Genomic DNA, 24,291 nt, shown 5'->3' on the forward strand with positions numbered 1-24,291 from the left:
GTTAAATGTTGCTCTGCTTCTTAGAGAATGTGTATCCTGGCTGTATTGTTTATGCAAGAAAGGCTTCAAACACTAAAGGATGGGAGAGCTGGACAGGGCTGCATTTATCCTTTACGACGTGTCCTCAAAACGATGACCCGATAAGAAACATATAGAAAGTAAATAGGCGTAACCAGGTAGGAAATGGCGAGTGGTAAATATGGACTTATATCAATTAATAGCACTCCAAAACCGATGAGAACTGTCACTAACGTACCATAGTTGGGAAGGGAGAGATTCTTAAAACTTGGAACTCTGATACGACTTACCATCATATAACTGAGTATACTGATGATAAGGATATTAACTGCCGCTGGAATGTGCGAGTAGAACAAAGTCGTTAAAGCTAGTATGCCTCCCGCAGCCGTGATCGGCACCCCGACGAAATAAGAATTATCCTCTGTTGACTCAGAATTAAATCGTGCCAGGCGATATGCACCGCAAAGCAGAAACAGTCCCGCTAATGCAAAATCAAAATAGTTGCCATCAATTCTATTTGTATGTGAAAAGAGAATACTTGGAGCAATACCAAATGTCACTAGATCTGCTAGTGAATCCAGTTGTTCACCAATATCGCTTTTTACCTGGAGCATACGGGCGATACGCCCATCCAATCCATCTAGGATCATACCAAAAAATATCAGGAATGCTGCGCTTTTATAATAATCCCCGATTGTCAATCCAATTGACAAAAAGCCGCAATATAAGTTTCCTAGTGTTATTCCATTTGGTATATGTTTTTTGATGTTCATCCTTGTTCACACCTTTTACAAATTGATAATTTTATATTACAGTTCCAGTTAGACTATTAAAATTTAATGTTAGGGGTTACCTTATCGTGTTAAAACTATGCTTGAAATCACTCGTAGAGTTAACTGGAAACAAATATATTTCAAAAGGGATTGCTGCTTTTACCAGCTCCAAGTTCAGCCGGTTCCTCATACCTATTTTCACTTCCGTTTATAAGCTGAATAAGGAGGATATGCGCTATCCGCCAGCTTCCTATGAAAGTCTGCAAGCACTCTTCACTAGACAATTAAAACCCGGTATTCGCACAATTGACAATCATCCCTCCAGTGCCGTCAGCCCTGTTGATGGCATAATCAATGATTACGGCTCAATTAGGGATGGGATGACCATTTCCGTCAAGAACCAGCAGCTATCCATCTCGGAGCTGCTTGGTGGGGAAAGCCATGCTGCTGACTATAATAATGGTAGTTATATAGTAGTCTATCTTTCTCCACACCATTACCACCGGATACACAGTCCAGTAAATGGACAAATAAGCGACAGCCGGACATTAGGCGGTAAATCATATCCTGTTAACAACTTCGGATTAAAATATGGGACACGCCCCCTGACTACTAACTACCGCAAGATTACAGAAATCGATACGCACGGCAAAAATAAATGCGCTGTCATCAAAGTCGGCGCTTTAAACGTAAATAGTATCCATGTGACTTATCAATCAGATAAGCTGGAGAAAGGAGAAGAAATGGGTTTCTTCTCCTTCGGGTCCACTGTTATTCTATTATTCACACAGCTATCTTTCTCAATGATTTCTCTCAATCAATCAATTAAGGTAGGAGAAAGAATCGGACATTTTGGTTAGTCCGTTTTCTTTTTCCTGAACTTGAAATAGAAGAATAATAATGCTGCCACACTTATCCCAATAACAACAATCTTGGTAGTATCATGCAATATTGTCTCCATGACAGTCCAATTGTCTCCCAACAAAATTCCGAGCAGGATAAAGATGTTAACCCATAACACGGCTCCTAAATAAGCAAAAATGGCGAATTTGCCAAAGCGAAAGTCCGCAATACCTGCAATGTATGCCGTTATATGACGAATACCTGGCAAAAAGTAACCGAACATCAATAACAAACCACCGTGTTTTTCAAAATAAGACTGCGTCCAATCAATTTTTTTGTCTGAGATATGTACTTTAGGACCAAAACGACGAAGAAATGGCAGTCCAAGCTTCCTCCCAAGCAAATAACTGATTGATATACCTATCAGAGCTCCAGCTAAAGCAGCTGATATCGCCCCAATCCAGCTCATCCTTCCGATAAAGATATTATAACCAACATAAGTCAAAAGCACTTCATCCGGTATAGGCAAGCCTACTATTCCTAGCACTAAGATGATAAAGATCCCAATATATCCATAATTCACTATCAAATTACCTAAATCATTCATTCTATCACTCGATTCTACCAGAATATCATAACTTGGTTAAACCTTTTTCAGGTTAAAGATTCTGATAGAATTTGTCAAATCCATCAGAAATTTGCTTGTTTTCTCTACATCATGCTTCCATATCAACTGGCTGTTCACTCTGCCCCCTCAAAGCAGAAGTTATCCATCCTCTACTATATGGCACGGATATAAAGGTGATTACATTAAAAAAGCGACAAAGTCAGCTGATCTGCAGGATTAGCCGGATAAATTGCAAAAGATGCCCCGCAGTGAACTCCATGCTCAAAGTTCTGTTGTCGGAGGTACATTAGAAGAAAGAACATCCCCAATATATGTAGTGATGAAACAAGGTACAAAAGCATATCTGGCATCATTGCTGTCAAAATTGTATCCATTTGACGAAGCACGACTAGCAGTAAAGTACCTAAAATGATACAGAATACATAGCATTATTAGTTTTTAATAGTAATTTCCGGCCGCATTCATCCTGTCCCTCTAAACTCGAGTTGATCCCATAATCATATCAGTGACTACAAAATACTACCGCAAGAAATAAAAGTTCCAGAAACATCATCTTTAGATTTCTTCCTATAAGAATGATGACTTCTTCTTAAGACCCAGAAACAAGAGCAACTATTTTCTGTTGTACAAACAAAAACACCAGCCAGCTAATCACCCCTATCAGCAATGCAAAAGCTAAATTGCCGGTCAGCCGTAAAGCTATATACAGACAGACAAGCATTACGATGGTCGCTGGCAGACCTGTCACGACTCCCCAGACAAAGCGGGATAGTTGTGGTGCAGTTTGTCCTTGAATGAATAGCCAGAATATACTCAGTAAGCTCACAAGCGGAAGCGCTGCAATGATTCCTCCATAAGTCGGGAATCGTTTTGCAACTTCGGTAACTCCCCCAATGATGACGGCACTGACGAGAATCTTTAGGATGAAAAACATTTTCTCGCCTGCTTCTCCAATAACCGGAATCCAGCCTGGATTGTCTCCTGGTCTTCCAGTGAAAGTGACTGCATCACGACAGCCAGTTTCCCTTCATCCAATTCTGTATGCTGTTTTACAGTCGTCGTCCCACGCTCGGTCAGCTGGAGATAGACCTTTCGTTCATCGGCTGCATCCCGCTGTTTTAAGATGTATCCCTTCTGTATGAGACGCTTCACATGCTCCGATGCTGTATTATGGGAAACTCCCAAGGCCGCAGCAATCCTGGATACATGCACTTTTTCCTCCATCCTGATCGTCTGGAGAATCCGTACAGCTTGGTGGGTCAGTTTATCCTGATAGGTAAAGCGAAGCTGATGGTATATATTCATATATAGCTCATTTAATTGTTGAATAGACAAATCATCACTCCCTTCCCGCAATTATATCGCAATATACGATATAATTAAACTGTATGAATAGGAAGCAAGAAACAATAATCAGCATTTGCTCACCATAAGTAAATCTCCACTTGACTTCCATTCATTTGGAAATGTTACCATGGAGATATGAGAAACTTGATTAGCAAGCTATTGTTCATCCTCGCCGGATTAAGTATGCTGACGCTTGGAATGTTAATGAATTATCCATTGACTGGTTTTATCGTGACATTTCTTTTATTTACTGCTGCTATAATCACAGGTTATGGTAAATCAACAAACCAAGCCCGGACAGATTGATTGCCCGGGCTTGGTTTTCATTATTGCGCAGAAAAAGCTGGATAACTTATAGGGAGTCATGCTGGCGGCGATATATACTGCGCTGCCAGTTTGCTTTTAAAAGATAATTGCCGCTGGGATTACATAAATGAGTACAGAAACAATCAGGAAACCGAGCAGTACATACCCATTGACTATCCAGAACTTCTTCTTCTCCGTTTTTGATTGACCCCGCGGTGCACCGATCCAAGAGAAAAAAACATAAGACAGCCCAATCAGGAATATGAATCCAGCACCCATGAACAGGAACATCCGAAGAATTGCTTCAGCAACTTCCTCAATCTCTTGCATAAATTCATCAATTGATTGCCATATTTCGCCTAAACCATAGTCTTCCTCCGTTGTTACAGAGGCTTGAAGCAAAATTAATTCATCCGATAATTTCATCTTGGTAACCTCTCTTCTCTTATAGCTTGAAACATTTTTGAAAGCAATAGCTTGAAGAGCCTTGCCGCCAGTAATGCTAAAACTCCAATCAACAGAGAAACCCTTCCGATAAGCAAATGATACCAAAGATCAATAAAACCTTTGTCATCCACATTCAAATTTTTCCTTTTTATACCGTAAATACGTTTCCAATCAAAAAAATTGTTATGTAACGCTTATTGTTCTTAAATATGCCTGATGACGACAAGGTGAGTCGGTAGAAGGAGAAAACGAAGATAAGAGCGTATATAGAATTAAGGAGGAAAGAACATGAACACCCTACATATCGGATTTAAAGTCAGTGGTGCGTCTTTATGACAAAACCATCCTTTTCCCATTTACTGCAGATATTCCCCTGTCCCGATTTGCATGTGACGGCTGATTTTTATAGAAAAATTGGTTTTCAGGCTATACCTTATCTCCAAAGCACAGAGCCGCACATATGCCTCTATCGGGATAATATCGAACTTGTTCTGACGCAATCTGTTCTTGAAAGATTTTTCCCGAATCGCTTGCAGTATGGCTATGGTTATGATGCATATTTCATCACGGAGAAGCAGGCGGCGATGCAGCAGGAACTTGTGGATGCGGGTATAACCATTGTGCGTCCTTTGATGACGACCGACTATGGCAATAAGGAGTTTGTATTTGAAGATATTGATGGCCGGTGGATTGCAGTTGGAAATAAACTATCGTAAAAAAGACCGTTTTCCATGCAGAAAACGGTCTTTCCTTTGATTTATAACTATGCATGAGTTTTGATACCGTCGCTTGCTTGCTCCGGTTTTATCGTTTTTATCTTTTTTATGAAGTAATAATGCTTAATCAGACCAAGTACAATCAACAATATCTTCACAAGCCAAATATCAATATAAAATACCGAAAACAGGATGAAAGCATCCGCGATTATGTTGATGCGGATTTTTTCTTTCAGGGTCATGCCCTTCTTTTCTTTGATTGCGAGTACATATTTTGTATAGAAAGTGGTGCTTTTAAACCAATCGTCAATTCGTTTGGAGCTTTTCGCGTAACAAAATGTGGCTACCATTAAAAAAGGACCTCCAGGCAATACAGGCAGAACGATTCCCGCTATACCAAAGCCCAAGAAAATAGTCCCAAGCAGGAAGAATAGAGCATTTTTAAGCTTTTTTATGATTATCACCTTACTTTTATTTAACTTGGATTACCTCGCATTATAACAAAAATTCAAGAAACAAAGTAAGCAGTTAGATGGCGATTATGAGAGAAACCAGACAACTGTAAGAAATCTGTCAATAAACTGGGAAAGGTTAGAAAAAAGGTTCCCCGCATTGTGAAAACTCTCTTCTGACTCATTTTTTCTTACTCTGATCTCTTTCCTCTTCAAAACCTCATTCTGGAATTTCTACCGTTTATTCATAATAAACGGTACTCCCTCTCGGCTTTCCGACAGCTCCTGTTTCACTCAAAAATTTCACCTAGCTACGCAACATTATCTACAAATTTCGACGAAAATGGTAAAATATAACGAAAGACTATAACAAAGGGGACACGTATGGACAGGAGTTTGCTCGTTTTAGACCAGAATTTGACAGCGTCTTTGGAAGATTGGTATCGTTCCATCCGGCTAGGAAAGCGGCAGGAAGCATCGGATATGTATCATGCATTATCAGGACGAATCGAGGAACTCAAACAGGAGGATACGCTCTATGTCGTGTATTTACTGCTCTCCTGCCGGTTTCATGTACTTGTATCCGATTTGGACAAAAGCAAAATATACCATAGGGAAGCAGACAAGTATAAACATGCCTTTGTACCAGCATTGCATTATTATTATCACCTTGCAGAAGGAATGCGTTTGTGTGAGGAGAATGAATATATGTGTGCACTGGCCTCTTTTGAAAAAGCAGAGGAGTACCTCTCTTCCATGGATGATGAAGTGGAGCATGGAGATTTCCACTTCCGCAAAGCAATGACATATCATCATTTGGATATCACATCCCTCGCTGTTTTCCACACGGAATATGCAGTGAAAATCTTTGAGAGATATCCTGCTTATCGCTATCTGCTTGCTCGCAGCGAATTGATGCGAGGGCTGAATTTCATCGAGCAAAAGGAATTCACTTTAGCAGAAAATACGCTGAATGATGCTTTATCACATACCGATTTTGAGCGTGAAGGTCACTTGGCCGCATTGATCCAGCATAATATTGGTTATCTGTATTCTGTCCAGCAAACGCCATTGGCAGCTATTCCATATTTAACGGCGGCTAGGAAATACCGGACATATAATGCTTATTTGCAGACACTATTCCTACTGGCTGACTCCTATTGGAAGACAGGACAGCAGGATTTGGCAATGGATGCCTATCAGGAAGGATTCCAGCTCAGCATCGATGAAAAGGATGAAATATTCAAGTGGGAATTTGCCATGCTGCACAAAAAGTATGTCGATCGTGCTAATTTCGAATCAGTATGGATAGAGGGTATCGATTTATTCCGGCAAAAAGGCGACCATTACAACGTCCGTACTTACGCCAATGAATTGGCTGCTTATTATACAGAAACAGGACAGAATGACCTGGCCATCTATTATTACAAACTTTCTTTGCAATCTTAGCGATGGTGGCGAGAACAGGCAGACGTATAACGATAAGGAGGAAAAAATGTCTCATAAATTAGTTTCACTTAAGCCGATCTCCCAGGAGGATGCCCATGCATTGCTTCCAATCTGGTCAGATCCTGTCGTAACCAAATGGACGCGGTACAGTATCTTGCTATCACTGTCAGAAGTGAAAGCCCGAATCAAGCAGTTGGAACAGACCAAGCACGCAAGCAGGTAATACTATCCGGAAACATGATGAGCAGACTGTCATCGGCACATGCGGGTTCAAGCGTTTGAACTTCCTGCATGAGACAGGCGAAATCGAATTCGAGCTGGGAAGCGCTTATTGGCGTCAAGGGTTCATGACGGCCGCCTTACACGAACTTTTGCACATCGGTTTTGACAGACTGGAATTGAACCGGCTGGAGGTCAAAGTGAATGCCGATAACATTGCATCCCAGCGATTGGTCAAACGCGCAGGCTTCCGCCAAGAGGGCATCAACCGCCAAGGACGAAAATGGGAAGGGAAATTTCAGGATGTCCTCCTTTTCAGCTTGCTTCAAAGTGAATTCCGCTCTTCCACTATAGCTGAGTCGATTGGCCAGCTTGAGCTGCTGCAATTGACGCAGCTTACGAAAGATTCCGCTTTATATATGAATGAAATCGTTAGTGAAGTAAACGATCATGTTGTTCGTCTCGCGGTGATTGATGGGGAATATCATTGGCATAAGCATGATGATTGTGATGAAGCTTTCTTCATCCTGGAAGGTGAGCTACACATAGATCTGGAGGATCGGACAGTCAGCTTACTGCCTGGCGACCTATTTACCATTCCTGCCGGTGTCATGCATCGGACTCGTTCCAATCAGCGAACCGTGAATATTTGCTTCGAGAAGGCCGTTAACGAAATAACGGGAAGTTAAAAAAGGAGGCATCTGTATCAGATGCCTCCTTTTTTCATTCAATTATTTATAAGTGCACTTAGTTCAGCTTGAAATACTTTGCTGTCATCTTGATTATATGTACTCAGCTGTACCGTGACAATACCATTGCCACGACGTTTTGGCACAGTTTCGATCACTTCCGCGACCACCCTCAGTTCATCATCGGGGAATACCGGCTTGATGAATTGGACATTGTTCATACCGGTGCCAGCTACGACTTCTTCACCATAAATCCCTTCCTCGACCCACAGCTTGAATGATGTACTCATCGTCTGCATCCCTGATGCAATCAGATTGCCAAAGCGTCCCTGTTTCGCTTTTTCTTCATCTATGTGCATATATTGCGGATCATATACTTGTGCGAAGTCGATGATATCTTGTTTGGATAGTTTGATCGTTTTTGTTTCATAGCGCTGCCCTATTTCAAATTCACTGAATTTCATTCCAGCACCTCTTTTTCGTCTGTTCTGCTGCATTTTTGCTTATCATCCACAGTCCATGGAAATATATGTTCTTCTTCATCCTGAGCCAGAAAGATGACATTGCCAAAAATACTTATAGGACAGCTTACCATACAAATTAGATAAATTGTATCATTTGATGTTTATACTGCTGCTCATCAGGGTATTTCATATAAGTTGAAAAGAGCGGTAATACAAGGGAAATCCTTTGCCTAGCTGTTAATTCAAGGGTGAATGGACGGACCCGTGGTGAAAAGAAGGATAATATCTCTTGCTAACTGATTTATTTAGATTGAATAATTTCACTAAATAAAAAGCCTTTTCATAGCAATTTGAAAAGCTTTTTTGGGTTGAATTATTATCCTATTGCAGTTATGCTTCGTTTCCTTTTCTTTATTGGCGGCTTTCGCCGTATGGCTAAGAAGCTTTTGGTGCACAATAACTTCACATACGAAGAAGATGAACAATAAATCAAAAATGTGGAGGATTATCCCTATACCCCGAATGATGGAGACATCTTCCTACAGCTTTGCTGAATTTTATGCAGCTTGCGAAAACTGCTTCTAACCCATTCGACAGTATTTTCCTTGTATAACCGTATAACATGGAGTTGACAAAAAATGAAATTCAACAAGAAGAAGATTAACGTTGTGGATATCCAAACAGCGAAGAAAAGTGTGTTTGCTACAGGTGTAGGAAACGCGATGGAATGGTTCGATTTTGGTTTATATTCCTACTTAGCTGTTATTATCAGTCAGAACTTTTTTAGTGCGGTTCAAAATGATGAATTGAAATTAGTATTTACCTTCGCTACATTCGCGATTGCCTTTTTAATGCGGCCTTTAGGCGGTATTATCTTTGGTAAAATCGGAGATAGAGCAGGGAGAAAAGTCGTTTTAACCACCACGATTATTTTAATGGCTTTTTCAACATTACTGATTGGGTTACTACCCACTTATGATCAAATCGGGATATGGGCACCGATATTATTATTAGTCGCACGAATCATCCAAGGTTTTTCTACTGGCGGCGAATACGCTGGTGCAATGGTATATATTGCTGAATCTTCTCCGGATAATAAGCGTCATATACTGGGAAGCGGATTGGAAATCGGGACCTTGACAGGGTATATTTTGGCTTCACTTGTTGCCAGCATACTCTTTATCGCCTTGTCGGATGATCAGATGGCCACATGGGGATGGAGAATCCCGTTCTTGCTCGGATTGCCACTTGGACTTATCGGATTATATCTGAGAAAGAGCTTAGAGGAATCACCGATTTTTGAAAATGAGCTTTCTAATAATAATGAAGATCAGGAACAAGAAGAAGAAGGCTTCCTGTCCATTTTAAAGAACCACAAAAAAGATATCATTGTTTGTTTCGTCGCTGTAGCATTCTTTAACGTGACAAACTATATGCTGTTATCTTACATGCCGTCCTATTTAGATGAAATCATTGGCTTATCCAGCACAGTAGGTACCGTACTGATTACTCTCGTCATGATCATCATGGTGCCACTTACATTAATGTTCGGGAAGCTCAGTGATAAAATCGGAAACAAAACCGTTTTCTTGATTGGATTAGGCGGATTGACGCTTCTTTCTGCGCTTGCCTTTTATTTAGTAAACTTGAATGGATTGGTATATGTTTCGTTAGGCATCCTCATTCTGGGTGTGCTGCTTGCAACGTATGAAGGCTCCATCCCTGGATCTTTGCCAACGATGTTTTACACAGATATAAGGTATCGAACACTATCTGTGACCTTTAATGTCTCGGTATCCATATTCGGTGGTACTACGCCATTGATTTCCACATGGCTCGTCCACCAAACGGGGAATAACCTAGCACCTGCATGGTATTTGACAATCGTTAGCATTATCGGGTTCCTGGTGATTTTGCTCTTGTTCAAGAGTACATCAGGAAAATCTTTAAAAGGATCCTATCCAACCGTCTCCACCAAATCCGAATATAAAGAAGCTGTTGAGAATCCTGAAGATGCATTATGGTGGAAAGCAGAGGAAGAAGAAGAAAATAAACCTGTCTGATAAACATTCATGTAAAAAGCTCAGTCTCCCTTTCATTTGATGAGGCTGAGCTTTTTTTACTCTAGTTTGTCCTAACGCCCAATATATTTAACGGATTGAATATGCGTTTGCGATAACTCGATAACGTCCTGTGCGAACTGTTCCTCTGGTGTTTGAAAATCCTCTGCAATCAAGTCGCGTATCAACCCATAAAAACCTATCGCTGTATAGACTTTGAAGTAATCCATATTTACCTGCAAATCATTTATTGTTTTGAATTCGAATTGCTCCTTATAAATTTTCCGGATCACATTCGGCAATCGCGTATGCATGCTTGGAAGCGTGTCCTCATAATTAATCAGTTCAAAGAAGCTTTTGTTTTCATAAAAATAAGCAATGATAGAGAATGAGGAGTTATTTAGATCCTTTGTAAATGTTTCTTTTTCTACGGTATAAGTAATACCCGCGGACTGTTCAAGTCCCGTAAGCATCCTGTCGAGCAGATCTTCTGCCAATTCTGCTTTATCTTGATAATGGAAATAAAAAGTACTGCGGTTATATGCTGCTTCTTCGACAATATCTTTAACTGTGACCGCATGATACCCCTTTTTCTTGATCAGTTTGATCAACGCTTCGCGAAAATGCATTTTTGTCCGATTACGCCGGTTAGATGTCGAATCCTGTTCATGTACCATTAAAAAATCCCCCATTTTGTCAAACAGTATTGGATTATCTGTCCAATACTTAGACATCTTCTTTTCAGCTACTGATTGAGATATGTGTCCAAAGTATTACAATTAAATTGTAACCGATTTTATTCCATTATACTGGGAGGAAACAAAATGGGGAAATTAGAAAATAAAGTTGCACTGATCACAGGGGGAGCATCGGGGATTGGCGCCGCTACAGCTCGTCTTTTCGCAGCAGAGGGCGCTAAGCTTGTGTTAGTCGACTTGAACGAAGAAAAAGGAAAAACAGTGGAAGAAGAGCTGAAAGCAAATGGTGCAGAAGCAGTCTTCATCCAAACGAATATTACAAGTGAACAAGAAGTAGCAAATCTTTTCAAGCAAGCAGTTGCTGCTTACGGCAAAGTCGATATCGTATTCAACAATGCCGGCATCGGTCGTGTTCATCCTTCGCATGAATTGGATTATGCTGAATGGCGCAACACAGTAAACGTGGACTTGGACGGTGTGTTCCTTGTTGCCCGCGAAGCGCTTCGCGTGATGCTTCTAAACGGCAGCGGCAATATTGTCAACACCGCTTCCATGTATGGCTGGGTCGGCTCACCAGGATCCGCTGCATATAATGCGGCAAAAGGCGGCGTTGTAAATCTTACGCGCTCCCTTGCACTTGAATATGCGGACAAAAACATTCGCATAAATGCACTGTGCCCAGGCTTCATCGACACACCGATCATCCCGGAAGTCGATAAAGCGACACTTTCCACGATGACACCGATGAAACGACTCGGAAGAGCAGAGGAAATGGCGAAAGCTGTTCTGTTCCTGGCCTCTGATGATTCTTCTTACATGACCGGCAATAGCTTGATTGTCGATGGCGGTTATACGGCTCAATAATTAACAAATCCCCACTCTTTCAAAGAATGGGGATTTGTTATTAGGAGACATTTTCTTTTTGGACGATGGACTTCCGGCTGACCGCTACGTCGTATGTGGTAATGACTGATGATTGGATGAAATCCGGCTGCTTCTTTCCATGCTTATGCTTTTGACGGAATTCATCACTTCCAAGCCATCGTGAAAAGTCTTCAAATGTTTCCCAACGTGTGCTGATGATCACTTCATCCGTGTCGCCTTCTTTCCGATTGATCAGCACATCCAGATCGATGAACCCTGGGAAGCTGTCAATCAAACCAGTTTGCTGGAAACGATCTGTCAGTTTGTGCGCTTCCCCTTTTGTGATTTTTACTGTATTTTTCACTATAATCATTTTTCATCTCTCCTTTTATAAGTAAACGCCTATTGGATTGATCCATAGCTTATCGGACTCATTTGAAATAGTGGCTTGTATCTGAAAGACATCCTTCAATAACTCGCTTGTCACAATATGCTCTGGCTCGCCGGTCTGATAGATGGCTCCTTTTCGCATGACGACCAGATGATCGCAATATTGCATCGCTTGGTTCAAATCATGCAAAACCAGAACGATGGAAATGCCATGATTTTTATGCAGCCTCTGTAGAAGATGCAGCAAGTCGAGCTGATGCGCCACATCCAGATATGTTGTCGGTTCATCCAGTAATAATATGTCGGTCTGCTGGACAAGTGCCATGGCAATCAACACCCGCTGCCTTTCTCCTCCAGACAGCGTATCCACCTGCCGGTCAGCCAGATGGCTGATGCGGCACTCTTCCATTGCCCAATCTATCAATTGATTGCCTTCCGATGACTCTTTCTGCCAATTATTCTGATACGGAAGCCGTCCGAATTGGACGATATCCTGCACAAGAAAATCCATTGGCATCAGCTCACTTTGTTTCAATAAAGTCACTTGCTTTGCGAGCTCTTTCCGCTTCAGTGTCTGTACGTCATGTCCCTTTATTTCCACTTTTCCTGAAGAAAGCTTCAGCAAATTGCTGATGCTATGCAATAATGTCGATTTACCAGATCCATTAGGGCCGATGATACCCGTTATCTTCCCCTCCGGAATTTCCAATGAGGCTTGTAAAGTTACCCGGTCTCCACGCTGTATCGTTATATCCTGCAAACTAGCAATTGCCATCTATCTCAATCCCCCTTTTCTTAACAGCATCAAGAAGAACGGTGCTCCGATACAGGCCATCAAGATGCCGACCGGCAACTCGACAGCTCCAAACCAACTTCTGGCTCCTGTATCCGCAAATACAACAAGAGCTGCTCCGCTGATAGCCGACAGAGGGTGCAGGAATCGGTAATCACCCCCTATCAGTAAGCGTATGATATGCGGAACGACCAATCCGACAAAGCCGATCAGCCCCCCGACACTGACAGCAGCTCCTGCCAGGAGGGCCGCCACAAGGATCAGATAAAAACGCTGCCTTTCCACATGAAATCCCAACAACTTGCCTCTGTCTTCTCCCAGCAGTGAGATGTTGGCTGATCGTATCAGCAGCATGGCAGCCGTCAATCCGATTACTGCATACGGGAAAAAGAACCTGACCTCGTACCATCCCTTTCCATTCAAGCCTCCGGAAAGCCATGGCAGCACACTTTGGACGCTATCGCTGTAGAGCAGCATAATTCCCGAAGTGATCGCTCCGAGCAGCGCATTGACCGCCACTCCCGCCAAGATCATCCGGAATACCGACACACCTTCTTTCCAAGCCATTACATAAATCAGGAAGGCAGCACTCAATGCACCGATAAACGCTGCCACCGGCAGCAAGTAGCTATAGGCAGGAAAGACGAGCATCGTGATAACCGCCGCCAGACCACCTCCTGCCGATATACCGATAATACCTGGATCAGCCAATGGATTGCGCGTGACACCTTGCAGAATACCTCCTGAAACTGCAAGACACGCCCCCACCAGCGCCCCTAAGATGACACGCGGCAGGCGCAAGTTCCAGACGATATTCTCTGTCAGCGGATCGGCATTCCCACTCAAAAGTTGGGTGAAATCCTGCAAAGATACAGAAACGGAACCACTTACTATGCCATATACAGAAGCAAGGAGGAGCAAAAAGATGGAGAGAAAAAGAATGAGAAGGCGCCGATGCTTCCTTTTGACTCGCCAATCAACTTGTTTCAGCTCTTTATCCTGTGCGGTTGCTGCATTCAATCTTGTTTCTCCCCTTCCAGGTAATCCTGCATCAGATCGATTGAATCGGTAATTCGTGTCCCTGGATTTGTTCCAAACAAGTCATTTGGCAGGACAAACACGTTCCCCTCCTTCACGGCACTGATGCTGCTCCAAGCAGCATTGCGCTCCATCTCCCGCTCGAAGCCTTGCTGCACTTCTTCCGATTTGCCGTGTGTGATCAGCATGACAATATCCGGATCGGCATTCACAATCTCTTCTGCATTCAGCTGGGCGTATTGTGGAAATTCTTCCAATGCAGGAAAATCGGCAGCAATGTTATATCCACCCGCTTTAGCAAGGATGTCCCCGCTCAAGGAATTCGGCAGCGCTACCATGTAGGTTCCTGGCGTGCCATAAACGATGACTGCTTTTTTATCCTTGTATTTATCTGTATTAAGCTCTGCAAGCTTTTCGTCTATTTTCGCTTCCAATTCTTCTGCTTGCTCAGTCCTATCAAGCATTTCTCCAAGCAGTGTTATTTGCTTCTTGATATCTTCAACCGAATCAGCATTGGTATAAACAACTTCCGTGCCCAGACTTTCCAGCATCTGCTCATCTTTTTGATTAAAGTCCGCATTTGCCAGAACGACGTCACTTTTCACGCTGGCTAACATCTCATGGTTCATTTCATGGACTGTTCCAACCTCGGGTATACTCTTCCAATCGGACTGTGTCACATCCTCTGCGGTCGGCCTTCCGACAATAGTGGCTCCGAGTGAGGACGCGATATCCAAATCACCATAACTCACCGATGCGACGCTATCGGGAACCTCACTGAAACTCACTTCCCGGCCGGCGAAATCCGTTATCGTCAAAGCCGCTCTTTCTTGATCCTGATCGGCTTGCGTGGTGGCACATCCCGTACAAAAGCAGACAAGCAGGGTTATCATCATGATTTTTTTCATCTATTATTCTCCTTCCCATACAGGATTACTGTTTGGTCAGCTTGGCGTGGACTACTAACCTGTTCTGTTTTGGCTGCCAAATGGAATCACAGGTGGAAAGAGTGAGGATTCGATCATCTGCATCTACCTTTACATCGGTACGATAGATAGCTTTCTCCTGTATTTCCTGTATTAGATTCTCGTAATCTGAAGCGTCAGTGAAATCCGTTTGGATGTAGTTGAAATCTGTATCCGTCTGGTAAACCGCAAAGATCTCTGCCTTATAACTGCCATAGATCGTATCGAATTGAATATAACGGTGAGCTTGATAGAATGATTCGTCCCCGTACTTTTTTAAGCTTCCAAACATGCTATTGTCTTTCATCCGGTGGCCATACACTACTGTATTTGCCGACATATCTTCCAGGTCGTTCCGATAATCCATGAAGATACTGCCTGCATCGGCCTGCTCTTCTTTATAATTCCTGTCCAAGTAATAGTCGTTATCCGAAGCTTGTAAAATTGGGTAATTAATTGGTGTGTCCTCAATACGGATCCAGCCGATCATATCCTGATTAATTTCCTGCAAGTGGTCGAACGAACTGCGTATCTCTGTTTCTGACTCCGCTGCTTGTGCCGATCCGGAGAGCTTTGTTTGATACTCCCTATGGATTTCTTGCACTTCTGCCAGCACTTTTTGATTGTCATAATAACCAAGGACAATTTGACCGATTTGAAAGGCAGCATATAAAAAGACAGATAGGAGCAGGACAGTAATGATTCTTTCTGCCAGTTTCCGCTTTTTCTTCATGTAGCAGCTGCTCCTTCCTTTAGCGTCGTTGGCAGGATATACATGCCGGCAGTGTCATCAAAAGCCACTTTTGCATCGACTCCATATACCCCACGAATCAACTCACGCGTGATAATCCGATCGGGCCGTCCGGTTTCATAGACTTCCCCCTGCTTCATGACAATCAGTTCATCACTGTACTGGATTGCTTGATTGATATCATGGAGCACCATCAAAATCGTAATGCCGTAATCCCTGTTCAATTTTTTGACCAGCTCAAGTATTTCCAGCTGATAAAAGATATCCAGATAAGTTGTCGGTTCATCCAGGAACAACATATCGGTTTTTTGCGCAAGCGCCATAGCGATCCAGACCCGCTGCCTTTCGCCTCCTGATAATTGAATGATTGGCGTATTTCTGAAATCATCCAGATTCGTGCTTTCGATTGCCCATTCAATCGCCTCTTGATCTTGTTTATTTTCGTTGCGGAATACATTGCGATGCGGCATTCTGCCGAACGAAACCAAACGTTCCACTGTCATATCTGATGGCGATATATTCTGCTGATGTACAACTGCTAAACGCCGAGCAAGTTCCTTCGGCTTGAATTGGGTGATTTTTTCGTTATCCAGCAGCACTTCGCCTGTTTCTGGCTGCAGATTATTTGCCATCACATGCAGCAGCGTCGATTTTCCGCTGCCATTCGGACCTAGTATGGTTGTCATCTTGCCTGACGGGATGCTGATAGTCACCTTGTTCAGTACACGGGGCTGATTGTAAGAAAAGCCAATATCTTTAGTCTGCATGCACTTTGTCACTCCTTTTCAGCAAGAAGATAAGGAAAGGCCCTCCAATGATTGCCATGATGGTAGAAGCAGGTATTTCAGAAGGCGCGATGATCGTTCGCCCGAAAGTATCAGCGAGCAATATCAATAATGCGCCGCTTAACGCACTGAAGGGCAAGAGCAGCCGATGATCGGTTCCGACTATATTCCGCGAGATATGCGGAATCAAAAGACCAATAAAGGCGATGACCCCCCCAACAGCTGTGGCGATGGCCGCAAGCAGCACTGCCACAGCCGAGATGATGATTCTTGCCATCCCGACATTCAGCCCCAAGTTCCTTGCTGTCTTATCCTGCAGCAGGAGCATATTGCACCAAGGGTATAAAAAGAATGCCAATACAATGCCTGCCAGCCCGTATGTAGTTACAATTTGGACATCATCCCACGTTCGCATCGATAAATTCGATGAGGTGGACTGATCCGGTATTTTGCCTAGATAGCTGCAAACGGTTATAAAAGCCTGCGTCAGCCCTACGAACATGGCATTGATCGCAATCCCAATCAGCAGTATACGGATGGGGTGCAAACCTGATTTCCAAGAGAGCATATAAATGAGGAAACAGGAAACGGTACCGCCTATGAACGCGAATAAAGGTGTCCAGAAAAAATATTGCGGCAATAACGTGACAAGCAAGAGGGAGAAGAAGCTTGCTCCGGACGATACGCCAATGACACCAGCGTCTGCAAGCGGATTTCGCAGAACCGATTGTAGTAGCGCCCCCGACAGTGCCAGTGCCGCTCCGCTGAACAGCGAAACGATGATGCGGGGCAGACGCAAATCCTTCACGATTTCGACTTGTTCATTGGAACCGGTGAACAAGCCTGTCACGAAGTCCCAAGCACCGACTTTTATACTTCCGGTGATAGCAGAGTACACAATGGTGATGACCAGTAATAAGCTGACCGTCACAAAACTGAAAATCGTTTTCTTCATTTTTTTCTCCTTACTCATTCCTCATAAAGCATGCTGTATAGTTCATCCAAAGCTTTATCCGCTGCAATATTCCCTGTCGTACCAAACAATGTTTCTTCCAGGTCGTACACACGATCGTTCTGAACTGCAGCAAAATGCTTCCAAATGTCATTGGTCTTAAATTCATCATCAAACATGTCCACCACTTCCTCCGGCATACCATGCGCAGCGCGCAGGATGACATCCGGATTGGATTGCTGCAGGTACTCTGTGTTGGAAGCAAGATATTCCACGTTTTCCCCTTGCACGACGTTTTCGCCGCCAGCCTGGTTCACCAGATCACCAATATAGGATTTGTCCGTCGCAACCAGATAACTGCCCGGGACACCTAGCAAAATCAAGACTTTCGGCCTCTCTTTATCTGCTGTTCTCGCTTTGATTTCGTCTATCTTTTCTTTGAACCGGCTGTTCAAAGCTGCCGCCTGTTCCGTTCTGTCGTATTTCTCTCCCAACTCGGCAATCTCTTCCTGCATGGCAGAAAGACTAGTAAAGTCCAAGTAATCAGCCGGAAGCCCTGCTTCGTCAAAGACTGGCTTCAAGTCATATTCCAGCGTTGTCACCGACAGTATATCTGTTGGATCAAGAGATGCGATCAATTCTAAATCCGGATTCATCGGATTGCCTGTCTCCACTGCATCTGCATAGCGTTCCGGCAGCTCTTTGTAGCTAGTAGGCTTACCCACCACTCCGTCCACTTCCAAGGCATCCAGTATTTCCGTGATGGCAACAGTGGTGGAAACAATCCGCGACTCGGCAGCCTCTGCTGTCGGTTCTTCTTTAGAACGGGAACAGCCGGCAGCAATAACAACCAAACATATAGAAAGGACAATAAGTAATCGTCTCATAGAGATTTCTCTCCTTTTCAAAAATAAAAGCAATTCCGGTACACAGTCGTGCACCGGCTGCTTGATTAAGTCCGGCGGAATCGTCTGTAAAGCAGTAGTCCGGAGCCTAAAAGTAATCCTGCATACAAGGCAATATGCGAGCTATCGAATGTTTTTGGATTGTTCTGTATATTTAGGCTTGTATCTTTGCCATTTACATTGGGAGTACCCGACTTGTTATCGTCATTCGGGTCATAGTTCAGATTTGTTGTATTACCAGATGGCGTTTTGCCGTCGTCATTGCCACTTGGTGTATTATCACTGCCGCTTCCTCCAGGAGTATTTGGCGTTACATTACCAGGATTTTCTCCATTATTATTGCCGGAATGGTTATTGTTGCCTGGGTTTACGTCTTCATCCAGCAGCTGCATACTAGCTGTGTCGTAAGCAAATTGTACTGTGTAAGTGTGATAGTAGCTGTATTCTGGTATCTCCACTTGAACACGGACATTTTGCTTATTGTTAATGTCCTCGATAGGGAAAGTTACAACTCTCGTATCTGCTGCTGCATCTTCGCTTACCACTTCTGCATCAACGAATTCCCCATTTTGTTCTGTTTGGAAAGAGGTGATCCAAGCACTGCTGTTTACACCGATTTCCAATTGGTATTTTCCATCTTTGATTGTTAATTTACCAGGACTCACCACGTAATTACTCATCATGGAATCTTCCTCGGTGCCATCCTTCAGCACTTTGTAGTCGATACTGTAAATGCCATCCTTATAGCCGTCTTGGTTCACATCCGTATTGTCATTTCCTGGGTCCGGAGTTTCACCGTTATCTGGATCTTCTGTCCCTTGATCTGGTGTTTCGGAACTATTATCTGGATCCTCAGTTCCTAGATCAGGGGTTTCGCCGTTATCCGGTTCTTCTGTTCCTGGATCAGGGGTTTCTGTATCTTGCTCTGTGTCATATTGGAACTGCACAGTGTATGTTTGTTTGTAATTGAAAGCTGGCACTTCAACCTGGAAACGGATATTCTGCTTGGCATTTATATCATCGATCGGGAATGCCACTACTCTCGTATCCGCTTCCTTGTCTTCACTCACAATCTGTGCATCTACATATTGTCCACCCTGTTCTGCTTGGAAAGATGTAATCGTAGCACTGCTATTAACTCCGATTTCCATTTGATATTTTCCATCAGCAACCGTCAGCTTCCCCGGGCTGACCACATAACTGCTCATTCTGGATTCTTCATCAGTTCCGTCTTTTAGTACTTTGTAGCCAAGACTGTAAACACCGTCTTTGTAGCCATCTTCATTTACTGCATTATCTGGATCTTCCGTTCCTTGATCTGGTGTTTCAGACCCGTTATCTGGATCTTCCGTTCCTTGATCCGGTGTTTCAGATCCGTTATCTGGATTCGGTGTTTCGGTTCCATCATCTGGACTTTCTGTCCCCTCGTCTGGGGTGTCAGTTGGACTTTCGGGTTCTGCTTGTGGTAGGTTGCTTATGTCATACACAATCTGAGCAGGGTATTCGTGATGGTAGTTCAATGCATCAATATCTACGCGTACACGAACGTTTTGTGCAGCTTCCAAATCGCCTAGAGTGAATCGAATGGTACGCGTATCATTTGCCTCATCGCTTGCAACCACTGGTGGAGAAACATAGCTGCCGTTTTCCTCTACTTTGAAATCGGTAATCCAATCACTATGCAGCAGCGTCATGTCGATGGTTGCGACGCCATCTTTTACTGTCAAGTTCGCAGGATGCTGAGTGTATGTATCTAACATGGAGGTTTCTTCCGTTCCATCCTTCAATACCCTGAAATCAATTGTGTAATTGCCATCAGCAATTGCCGCGGCGGCGTTCACAGGATTAACCTGCCAGGCAGACACGAAATAGAAAGCAACCAAGACAGCTGCTAGCAGTACTTTAAAAGACTTGGTCATTAATTCTCGCTTCCTCTCGTTTTAGACGTAACATATTTAAAACCGATAAATAGACCGAGTGCAGCTAAAGCGACGATTCCCCATATAACAAGCGAGGTATTATCACTTGTTTGCGGATTCTCGATATTCTCTCCGTTTTGACCATCTTTTTGATTTTTCTGAGCGGCAGCCTCAGTATCTGTCTCTTTATCATCACGCTCTCCAGAGGTGGTGATTTCTTCCGTATCGCCGCCGTTCCCTGCGGAGGTTGTGGTGCTGCCGCTTGCATTTCCCTCTGCAGCAGCGCTGGTTTCTGCTCCTCCTGTCGATGTAAGACTAGCTTCATCGAAGCGGAAACGAATCGTGTAGTCATGATCATAATTAATATCTGGAACAGTGACATGAATCTTGGATTCCAAAGGGGAAGTTAAATCTGCCACAGAAAATTCTGTCACCCGCGTATCCGATGATGTATCTTCGCTGACTACCGTCGTATCTGCAAATCCACTTCCACTAGGTACTTTGAATTCCGTCACCCAAGAGCTGTGATTTACGGTCATCTGGATTTGCATTTTTCCGTCCTCCACATCCAACCTAGCCGGCTTGTCCCAATAGTCATTGGCCATTGAAACTGAATCGTTATCACCTTGAATGACAGTGTAGTCCAATGTGTACGCGCCATCTTCCGGAACAGCTGCCGAAGCCGTTGTGTTGAATGAAACAAACGAGATAAGTAAAGCCAATAACATAATGCCTATTTGCTTATGCCTGCTCACAACTTCTCCACCTTCCCCTTATTGATACTGATATTCATTCTCAATTGAGGCTGAAAGAAAAAGCGCTTATGCGCTCATTATTGATTATCATTCTCAATGTTTATAGAGCTATCAAATTCCCTAAAAAGGCTATTTTATAGCATTAATAAATATAAATGATTATCATTCTCAATAATAAAATGTAAAATTTTTTTACCAAATAAGTTTATCTGGTAATACCTACATAATATAAAGCATCTGATTTTCCGTCAAGACCTTTTTCCTAATTCTATTCCCACATGTCTTATAACAGCATATTTTTTTAATCAAAAAGACCGTCTGTCATGCAACAGATGGCCTTTCGATATTCCAAAATATCCTCATCTGCCAACAGCCGGAAAAGTATTCGCAAGGCTTCACTATGTCTTTGCCCCAGTACGTCAAAGCTCCATGCACATTGGTATTATATTTCAGCATCCTCTGGATGGGCCCCCATCAGTTGACCGATTGTTCATTTGCTTCCGCAAATTTACCTTTAATTGGCTCTGACGGCTTCTCTCATAATCCAAATCTCTCCTTCACTTCTTTTACATATGTTCTGCTAACCGGCACTTTTGAGCCATCTTCCATAACTAGGTTATAAGTGGAATTGAACCACGGTTCTAGTGCGGTCACATGTTCAAGATGAACGATATAACTGCGGTGAATCCGCATGAAACTACTTGAATTTGTCAGCTTCTTTTCCACAGACGCAAGCGGCTCATTCAAATGGAAGAGCTTCTGAAGTGTCTTGATCTGGGTTTTGCCTCCTTGGGTAGTGATATAGAGGATGGTCCGGATATCAAGCAGAGAAATTCGCTCATTCTCCATTATCGGCAGTTTTTTGATTTGCGATTTCGATCCCATTGCTGAAGGGATCATCCGTTGAAGCTTTTCGATACATTGATTGATCCGCTGTTCATCGAATGGCTTTAGCAGATAATCGGTCGCATGGAGCTCAAAGGCCTGTAATGCGTACTCATCATACGCAGTAGCAAATACAAAAGAAGGCGCTTTTGGCAGCTCTTGCAGCTTTTCCGCCAGATGTAATCCAGTTCCTTCGGCAAGTTCAATGTCCAAAAAGACGACATCAGGCGCTGCGTTCCGGATAGCCTCATAACTCTTGGTCAAGGTCGATCCTTCTCCGACAACCTCCACTTCTCTGCTGTTTTCCAATAGGAAGGCAAGCTCCTGGCGAGCGAGCGGCTCATCCTCGACGATAAAGGCTGTCATCATATGGTATCTCCCCTTTCTGATTGCTCGGCAGCTGAATACGAATAGTCGTGCCTTCGTCCTGCTTACTGGTAATAAGCAATTTGGCTTCGTGATTATAAATGCCTCCCAGGCGTTCCCGTATGTTCATCAGTGCCGTTCCAGTTCCTGTCACCGAATCCACCGTTTGCTGACCCGCTTGATCCAGCTTATCCTGTTCCATTCCATGCCCATTGTCTTTCACAGTGATACTGACATATTGGTCTTTTCTTTTGATGCCTACCATGATTGTCCCGTACGCTTCCGTATCACGGAATCCATGCTTTACACTATTCTCGACCAATGGCTGCAGCAAAAATGGCGGAACGAGTGTCTGCTCCGAGCCTGGTTCTATCTCCATCTGCAATGTGAATTTTTCTGGAAATCTTGCCTGCTCCAGCGAGACATAGGCCCTAATATGCTCAAGTTCCTTCTCAAGTGGAATCAGCATATGCCTTGCCCCCTGCAGGTTGCTGCGGAAAAAACGGCTAAGCTCCTGCAGCAGGCGGCGTGCTTGATTTGGGTCTGTTCTGCACAGAATGGATATTGTATTAATGCTGTTGAATAGAAAATGAGGGTGAACCTGTGCTTGCAAGGCTTTAATCTCCGCATCCTTCAGCAGTTTGCTCTGCTGCTCAGCTTCTGCCAGCTCGAGCTGCGTGGAAAATAGATTGGCCAAACCTTCTGCCAGCTCCTGTTCCACGCGAGTAAGGTCATTTGGATTTGTAAAATACAGTTTCAGCGTCCCCACTGTGTCTTCCCCAACCCGAAGCGGCAGGACCACCGCTGCCTGCAACGGACAACTCGGATGAGAGCAGACGATCTCTTCCTGCGACTTGGCTGTCAGCACACGCCCTTCGCGGAGCGAGCGCTTTGTCAGTTCGGTGGCGAAACCATTTGTCGGCACATGATGAGCAGAGCCGACGCCAACATGCGTCAACACACCATGTTTATCCGTAATCGCGATGGCGTCAGCCTCTGTCCATTCCAGCATGATTTCAGCCACTTTATTACAAGAATCCGTGTTCAAGCCTTGGCGGAAGTACGGCAGTGTCCGGTCAGCAATAGCAAAAGCTGCATTCGTCTGCAGCGCCCGCATCCGCTCCTGCTCGCGAAGGATGATTTGGATGATCAGCATGAACAAAAGCATGCCGATACCATTAATGACAATCATGGGCAGTCCGATAATTTGTACAAGCTGCCACGCTGGTTCCAACTCGGTTGCCAAAAGCAGAATCAATGCCATCTGGATGATCTCCATGGAAACGCCGATCAGAATGGCATATCCTGCTGTCAACTGCTTCCGCTGTTTGCGCCGTCTTCCGAGAATGCCCGCTGCCAATCCTGCCAGGACGGTGGATATTGCACAAGCCTCTGCTGTGAAGCCGCCCAGGAACAGCCGATGCACACCTGCAATCAATCCAATGCCCAGTCCGACAAAAGGACCGCCAAGCAGCCCGCCGATGGTTACGCCAAGAATCCTTGTATTCGCAATCGCACTATCCGGCTCAATATCCAGTAGCCACGTATTGGCCATCCTGCTGTCTCCATGTATTTCCACACTAGTATAATTACTCAACACACCAAAGAAGCCAAAAATCAGCAGTAATAGCATTTTTTCTTTCATGGATTGGTTATGGAGAATCAATCGTCGAAACGCTTTCAATTGTGAAAAAAGGAAAACGGTTATGAGGATGATCCCCACTCGTTCGATCATCAATGGAACCAAGCTCAGCATGCTGTCACACCTCGCTGTTTGTATTACTACCATTTTATCGGAAAGTCTGTCAGTTTAA

28 protein-coding genes are annotated in these 24,291 nt (G+C 43.7%); 8 read left to right on the forward strand and 20 right to left on the reverse strand.

The genetic code is table 11. The features are described 5' to 3' along the window. Positions 1-104: 104 nt before the first annotated feature. Positions 105-791 (reverse strand): CDP-diacylglycerol--serine O-phosphatidyltransferase, encoded by a 687-nt coding sequence (pssA, locus tag BLQ53_RS04705; protein WP_093726124.1) that lies wholly within the window; start codon positions 789-791, stop codon positions 105-107. An 86-nt stretch (positions 792-877) separates the two neighbouring features. Between pssA and BLQ53_RS04710 the strand changes: the two genes are divergently transcribed. Then, positions 878-1,651: a phosphatidylserine decarboxylase gene (locus BLQ53_RS04710; protein ID WP_093726125.1), complete on the forward strand. Its 774-nt coding sequence runs from the start codon at positions 878-880 to the stop codon at positions 1,649-1,651. On the opposite strand, the gene BLQ53_RS04715 is transcribed toward BLQ53_RS04710, so the two are convergent. From BLQ53_RS04715 to BLQ53_RS04725, 3 genes are all read right to left on the reverse strand, one after another. Continuing rightward, positions 1,648-2,241 (reverse strand): DedA family protein, encoded by a 594-nt coding sequence (locus BLQ53_RS04715; RefSeq protein WP_093726126.1) that lies wholly within the window; start codon positions 2,239-2,241, stop codon positions 1,648-1,650. The two genes, BLQ53_RS04710 and BLQ53_RS04715, sit on opposite strands and share 4 nt — an antisense overlap. Positions 2,242-2,851: 610 nt before the next feature. Then, on the reverse strand, positions 2,852-3,196 hold the full coding sequence (locus BLQ53_RS04720) for a DUF3147 family protein (protein WP_093726127.1): 345 nt from the start codon (positions 3,194-3,196) through the stop codon (positions 2,852-2,854). After that, positions 3,181-3,597 (reverse strand): MarR family winged helix-turn-helix transcriptional regulator, encoded by a 417-nt coding sequence (locus BLQ53_RS04725; RefSeq protein ID WP_244499253.1) that lies wholly within the window; start codon positions 3,595-3,597, stop codon positions 3,181-3,183. Before BLQ53_RS04725 ends, BLQ53_RS04720 begins: the two co-directional genes overlap by 16 nt. A 156-nt stretch (positions 3,598-3,753) precedes the next feature. Here BLQ53_RS04725 and BLQ53_RS18865 point away from each other — a divergent pair, with 156 nt between their 5' ends. Then, entirely contained in the window at positions 3,754-3,915 is a 162-nt protein-coding gene (locus BLQ53_RS18865) for a hypothetical protein (protein WP_170829576.1), read from the forward strand. A gap of 96 nt (positions 3,916-4,011) precedes the next feature. On the opposite strand, the gene BLQ53_RS04730 is transcribed toward BLQ53_RS18865, so the two are convergent. Beyond that, positions 4,012-4,341: a hypothetical protein gene (locus BLQ53_RS04730; protein WP_093726128.1), complete on the reverse strand. Its 330-nt coding sequence runs from the start codon at positions 4,339-4,341 to the stop codon at positions 4,012-4,014. Between the two features lie 353 nt (positions 4,342-4,694). On the opposite strand from BLQ53_RS04730, the gene BLQ53_RS04735 reads away from it, so the two are divergent. Beyond that, a complete protein-coding gene (locus BLQ53_RS04735; protein ID WP_093726129.1) occupies positions 4,695-5,078 on the forward strand; it encodes a VOC family protein in 384 nt (127 codons plus the stop codon). 47 nt (positions 5,079-5,125) lie between these two features. On the opposite strand, the gene BLQ53_RS04740 is transcribed toward BLQ53_RS04735, so the two are convergent. After that, a complete protein-coding gene (locus tag BLQ53_RS04740; protein ID WP_244499254.1) occupies positions 5,126-5,542 on the reverse strand; it encodes a YbaN family protein in 417 nt (138 codons plus the stop codon). A gap of 372 nt (positions 5,543-5,914) precedes the next feature. Here BLQ53_RS04740 and BLQ53_RS04745 point away from each other — a divergent pair, with 372 nt between their 5' ends. The 3 genes from BLQ53_RS04745 to BLQ53_RS19415 are packed head-to-tail and all read left to right on the forward strand — an operon-like array spanning position 5,915 to position 7,887. Then, on the forward strand, positions 5,915-6,979 hold the full coding sequence (locus tag BLQ53_RS04745; protein WP_093726130.1) for a tetratricopeptide repeat protein: 1,065 nt from the start codon (positions 5,915-5,917) through the stop codon (positions 6,977-6,979). A gap of 46 nt (positions 6,980-7,025) precedes the next feature. Continuing rightward, positions 7,026-7,202: a GNAT family N-acetyltransferase gene (locus BLQ53_RS18870; RefSeq protein WP_170829577.1), complete on the forward strand. Its 177-nt coding sequence runs from the start codon at positions 7,026-7,028 to the stop codon at positions 7,200-7,202. A 4-nt stretch (positions 7,203-7,206) separates the two neighbouring features. After that, complete coding sequence (locus BLQ53_RS19415) at positions 7,207-7,887, forward strand: GNAT family N-acetyltransferase (protein ID WP_425288282.1); 681 nt, start codon at positions 7,207-7,209, stop codon at positions 7,885-7,887. A gap of 38 nt (positions 7,888-7,925) precedes the next feature. Here BLQ53_RS19415 and BLQ53_RS04755 read toward each other — a convergent pair whose 3' ends face one another. Next, on the reverse strand, positions 7,926-8,351 hold the full coding sequence (locus BLQ53_RS04755) for a MaoC family dehydratase (protein WP_093726132.1): 426 nt from the start codon (positions 8,349-8,351) through the stop codon (positions 7,926-7,928). Between the two features lie 638 nt (positions 8,352-8,989). Here BLQ53_RS04755 and BLQ53_RS04760 point away from each other — a divergent pair. Further along, on the forward strand, positions 8,990-10,414 hold the full coding sequence (locus BLQ53_RS04760) for an MFS transporter (protein ID WP_093726133.1): 1,425 nt from the start codon (positions 8,990-8,992) through the stop codon (positions 10,412-10,414). Between the two features lie 71 nt (positions 10,415-10,485). Here the strand turns inward: BLQ53_RS04760 and BLQ53_RS04765 are convergent, their stop codons facing one another. Then, positions 10,486-11,088: a TetR/AcrR family transcriptional regulator gene (locus tag BLQ53_RS04765; protein WP_093726134.1), complete on the reverse strand. Its 603-nt coding sequence runs from the start codon at positions 11,086-11,088 to the stop codon at positions 10,486-10,488. A 147-nt stretch (positions 11,089-11,235) separates the two neighbouring features. Here BLQ53_RS04765 and BLQ53_RS04770 point away from each other — a divergent pair, with 147 nt between their 5' ends. After that, on the forward strand, positions 11,236-11,973 hold the full coding sequence (locus BLQ53_RS04770; protein ID WP_093726135.1) for an SDR family NAD(P)-dependent oxidoreductase: 738 nt from the start codon (positions 11,236-11,238) through the stop codon (positions 11,971-11,973). Between the two features lie 40 nt (positions 11,974-12,013). Here the strand turns inward: BLQ53_RS04770 and BLQ53_RS04775 are convergent, their stop codons facing one another. From BLQ53_RS04775 to BLQ53_RS04830, 12 genes are all read right to left on the reverse strand, one after another. Further along, positions 12,014-12,346 (reverse strand): antibiotic biosynthesis monooxygenase, encoded by a 333-nt coding sequence (locus tag BLQ53_RS04775; RefSeq protein WP_093726136.1) that lies wholly within the window; start codon positions 12,344-12,346, stop codon positions 12,014-12,016. Between the two features lie 15 nt (positions 12,347-12,361). Further along, complete coding sequence (locus tag BLQ53_RS04780) at positions 12,362-13,138, reverse strand: ABC transporter ATP-binding protein (protein ID WP_093726137.1); 777 nt, start codon at positions 13,136-13,138, stop codon at positions 12,362-12,364. Then, positions 13,139-14,176: a FecCD family ABC transporter permease gene (locus BLQ53_RS04785; protein ID WP_244499255.1), complete on the reverse strand. Its 1,038-nt coding sequence runs from the start codon at positions 14,174-14,176 to the stop codon at positions 13,139-13,141. Continuing rightward, on the reverse strand, positions 14,173-15,102 hold the full coding sequence (locus tag BLQ53_RS04790; RefSeq protein WP_244499256.1) for an ABC transporter substrate-binding protein: 930 nt from the start codon (positions 15,100-15,102) through the stop codon (positions 14,173-14,175). Before BLQ53_RS04790 ends, BLQ53_RS04785 begins: the two co-directional genes overlap by 4 nt. 25 nt (positions 15,103-15,127) lie before the next feature. Further along, positions 15,128-15,892, reverse strand: coding sequence for a class B sortase (gene srtB / locus BLQ53_RS04795; RefSeq protein ID WP_093726138.1), 765 nt, complete (start codon positions 15,890-15,892; stop codon positions 15,128-15,130). Further along, on the reverse strand, positions 15,889-16,677 hold the full coding sequence (locus tag BLQ53_RS04800) for an ABC transporter ATP-binding protein (RefSeq protein ID WP_093726139.1): 789 nt from the start codon (positions 16,675-16,677) through the stop codon (positions 15,889-15,891). The genes srtB and BLQ53_RS04800 overlap by 4 nt, the downstream gene beginning before the upstream one ends. Beyond that, entirely contained in the window at positions 16,667-17,650 is a 984-nt protein-coding gene (locus tag BLQ53_RS04805) for a FecCD family ABC transporter permease (protein ID WP_093726140.1), read from the reverse strand. Before BLQ53_RS04805 ends, BLQ53_RS04800 begins: the two co-directional genes overlap by 11 nt. A 14-nt stretch (positions 17,651-17,664) precedes the next feature. Further along, positions 17,665-18,534, reverse strand: a complete 870-nt coding sequence (isdE, locus tag BLQ53_RS04810; protein WP_093726141.1) for a heme ABC transporter substrate-binding protein IsdE — start codon at positions 18,532-18,534, stop codon at positions 17,665-17,667. A gap of 65 nt (positions 18,535-18,599) precedes the next feature. Beyond that, entirely contained in the window at positions 18,600-20,471 is a 1,872-nt protein-coding gene (locus tag BLQ53_RS04815) for an NEAT domain-containing protein (protein ID WP_093726142.1), read from the reverse strand. Further along, positions 20,471-21,226 (reverse strand): heme uptake protein IsdC, encoded by a 756-nt coding sequence (gene isdC, locus BLQ53_RS04820; RefSeq protein ID WP_093726143.1) that lies wholly within the window; start codon positions 21,224-21,226, stop codon positions 20,471-20,473. The genes BLQ53_RS04815 and isdC overlap by 1 nt, the downstream gene beginning before the upstream one ends. Before the next feature lie 537 nt (positions 21,227-21,763). Beyond that, a complete protein-coding gene (locus tag BLQ53_RS04825) occupies positions 21,764-22,480 on the reverse strand; it encodes a LytR/AlgR family response regulator transcription factor (RefSeq protein ID WP_093726144.1) in 717 nt (238 codons plus the stop codon). Continuing rightward, entirely contained in the window at positions 22,452-24,233 is a 1,782-nt protein-coding gene (locus BLQ53_RS04830) for a sensor histidine kinase (protein ID WP_093726145.1), read from the reverse strand. Before BLQ53_RS04830 ends, BLQ53_RS04825 begins: the two co-directional genes overlap by 29 nt. Positions 24,234-24,291: the final 58 nt, after the last annotated feature.

This window comes from Terribacillus halophilus (assembly GCF_900101385.1).
In the GTDB taxonomy this organism is placed as follows: Bacteria; Bacillota; Bacilli; order Bacillales; family Amphibacillaceae; genus Terribacillus; species Terribacillus halophilus.

What these genes read in the sequence shown, in the direction of transcription:
- pssA (WP_093726124.1), bottom strand. Translation starts at nt 791, where the DNA reads ATGAACATCAAAAAACATATACCAAATGGAATAACACTAGGAAACTTA.
- BLQ53_RS04715 (WP_093726126.1), bottom strand. Translation starts at nt 2,241, where the DNA reads ATGAATGATTTAGGTAATTTGATAGTGAATTATGGATATATTGGGATC.
- BLQ53_RS04720 (WP_093726127.1), bottom strand. Translation starts at nt 3,196, where the DNA reads ATGTTTTTCATCCTAAAGATTCTCGTCAGTGCCGTCATCATTGGGGGA.
- BLQ53_RS04730 (WP_093726128.1), bottom strand. Translation starts at nt 4,341, where the DNA reads ATGAAATTATCGGATGAATTAATTTTGCTTCAAGCCTCTGTAACAACG.
- BLQ53_RS04735 (WP_093726129.1), top strand. Translation starts at nt 4,695, where the DNA reads ATGACAAAACCATCCTTTTCCCATTTACTGCAGATATTCCCCTGTCCC.
- BLQ53_RS04745 (WP_093726130.1), top strand. Translation starts at nt 5,915, where the DNA reads ATGGACAGGAGTTTGCTCGTTTTAGACCAGAATTTGACAGCGTCTTTG.
- BLQ53_RS18870 (WP_170829577.1), top strand. Translation starts at nt 7,026, where the DNA reads ATGTCTCATAAATTAGTTTCACTTAAGCCGATCTCCCAGGAGGATGCC.
- BLQ53_RS04755 (WP_093726132.1), bottom strand. Translation starts at nt 8,351, where the DNA reads ATGAAATTCAGTGAATTTGAAATAGGGCAGCGCTATGAAACAAAAACG.
- BLQ53_RS04760 (WP_093726133.1), top strand. Translation starts at nt 8,990, where the DNA reads ATGAAATTCAACAAGAAGAAGATTAACGTTGTGGATATCCAAACAGCG.
- BLQ53_RS04765 (WP_093726134.1), bottom strand. Translation starts at nt 11,088, where the DNA reads ATGGTACATGAACAGGATTCGACATCTAACCGGCGTAATCGGACAAAA.
- BLQ53_RS04770 (WP_093726135.1), top strand. Translation starts at nt 11,236, where the DNA reads ATGGGGAAATTAGAAAATAAAGTTGCACTGATCACAGGGGGAGCATCG.
- BLQ53_RS04775 (WP_093726136.1), bottom strand. Translation starts at nt 12,346, where the DNA reads ATGATTATAGTGAAAAATACAGTAAAAATCACAAAAGGGGAAGCGCAC.
- BLQ53_RS04780 (WP_093726137.1), bottom strand. Translation starts at nt 13,138, where the DNA reads ATGGCAATTGCTAGTTTGCAGGATATAACGATACAGCGTGGAGACCGG.
- BLQ53_RS04790 (WP_244499256.1), bottom strand. Translation starts at nt 15,102, where the DNA reads ATGAAAAAAATCATGATGATAACCCTGCTTGTCTGCTTTTGTACGGGA.
- srtB (WP_093726138.1), bottom strand. Translation starts at nt 15,892, where the DNA reads ATGAAGAAAAAGCGGAAACTGGCAGAAAGAATCATTACTGTCCTGCTC.
- BLQ53_RS04800 (WP_093726139.1), bottom strand. Translation starts at nt 16,677, where the DNA reads ATGCAGACTAAAGATATTGGCTTTTCTTACAATCAGCCCCGTGTACTG.
- BLQ53_RS04805 (WP_093726140.1), bottom strand. Translation starts at nt 17,650, where the DNA reads ATGAAGAAAACGATTTTCAGTTTTGTGACGGTCAGCTTATTACTGGTC.
- isdE (WP_093726141.1), bottom strand. Translation starts at nt 18,534, where the DNA reads ATGAGACGATTACTTATTGTCCTTTCTATATGTTTGGTTGTTATTGCT.
- BLQ53_RS04815 (WP_093726142.1), bottom strand. Translation starts at nt 20,471, where the DNA reads ATGACCAAGTCTTTTAAAGTACTGCTAGCAGCTGTCTTGGTTGCTTTC.
- BLQ53_RS04825 (WP_093726144.1), bottom strand. Translation starts at nt 22,480, where the DNA reads ATGATGACAGCCTTTATCGTCGAGGATGAGCCGCTCGCTCGCCAGGAG.
- BLQ53_RS04830 (WP_093726145.1), bottom strand. Translation starts at nt 24,233, where the DNA reads ATGCTGAGCTTGGTTCCATTGATGATCGAACGAGTGGGGATCATCCTC.